Origin of the sequence: Gordonia sp. C13 (assembly GCF_023218005.1) — a bacterium.
Taxonomy (GTDB): domain Bacteria; phylum Actinomycetota; class Actinomycetes; order Mycobacteriales; family Mycobacteriaceae; genus Gordonia; species Gordonia namibiensis.
On the sequence record NZ_JALPSY010000067.1, the window covers coordinates 1 to 1,104 of the forward strand.

The window sequence follows — 1,104 nt, forward strand, 5'->3', positions numbered from 1 at the left end:
GAACGTTAGGTACGGAGTTCGGCGAGTCGACGTGACATAGGGAAGACCTCCGAGTGAGGTGTGGAGCTGTCTAAGAACCGCTCCTCAACCCGGAGGTCTTCATGTCCCACCGTAATTCACCGCTGTCCCCGACTGGCCGGTTGCGTCTGGCTCGGTGTGTTGTGGACGACCGGTGGCCACTGCGCCGCGCAGCTGACCGGTTCAACGTGTCAGTCACCACGGCCAAGCGATGGGCGGATCGCTACCGCGACCACGGGCCGGCCGGAATGGGTGATCGGTCCAGCCGGCCCCGATCGTGTCCGCATCGCACCAGCCGGCGCCGGGAACGCCGGGTCGTCGGGTTACGCGTCTCCCGCCGCTGGGGGCCAGCCCGGATCGGATACCACCTGGGGTTGAACGTCTCCACGGTGCACCGCATCCTCACCCGCTACGGCTGCCTACGACTGTCGTGGATCGACCCGGCAACCGGGGCGCCGGTACGTGCCCGCAGACGCGAGATTCGCCGGTACGAACACCAAGCGCCCGGAGACTTGATCCACGTCGACATCAAAAAGCTCGGCAGAATCCCCGACGGCGGTGGACATCGCGTACACGGCCGCGCCCAGGGCACCCGCAACTCCAGTGCCCACCGCGAGCCTGGACGAACCCGCAAAGTTGCTGGCCGCCCCAACCTGGGGTACGCGTATCTGCATCACGCCGTCGACGACCACTCCCGCTACGCCTACTCCGAGATCCTCGCTGATGAGAAGAAGGAAACCGCGACCGCGTTCATGACTCGGGCGTTGGCGCACTTCGCCTCGATCGGTGTCACCACCGCGCGAGTGATGACCGACAACGGGTCGTGTTACCGGTCCCGCATATTTCGGGACTTGTTGCACGACAACAAGATCAAGCACAAGTGGACCAGACCGTACCGGCCGCAAACCAACGGCAAGGTCGAACGATTCAACCGGACCCTGCAGGAGGAATGGGCCTACGCCCGTCCCTACCTCAGTGAAACCGAACGCGTCGCGGCCTTCCCCGAGTTCCTTCGCATCTACAATCACGAACGCGGCCACACCGCACTCCGAGGCAACTCACCCGCCGACCGCGTACCCAACCTGT

The 1,104-nt window shown here is 64.8% G+C and carries 1 protein-coding gene; it reads left to right on the forward strand.

The annotated features are described in order from the left end of the window. Positions 1 to 101: 101 nt before the first annotated feature. The coding region (locus M1L58_RS23240; RefSeq protein WP_248660624.1) for an IS481 family transposase at positions 102 to 1,104 on the forward strand (1,003 nt) is incomplete at its 3' end.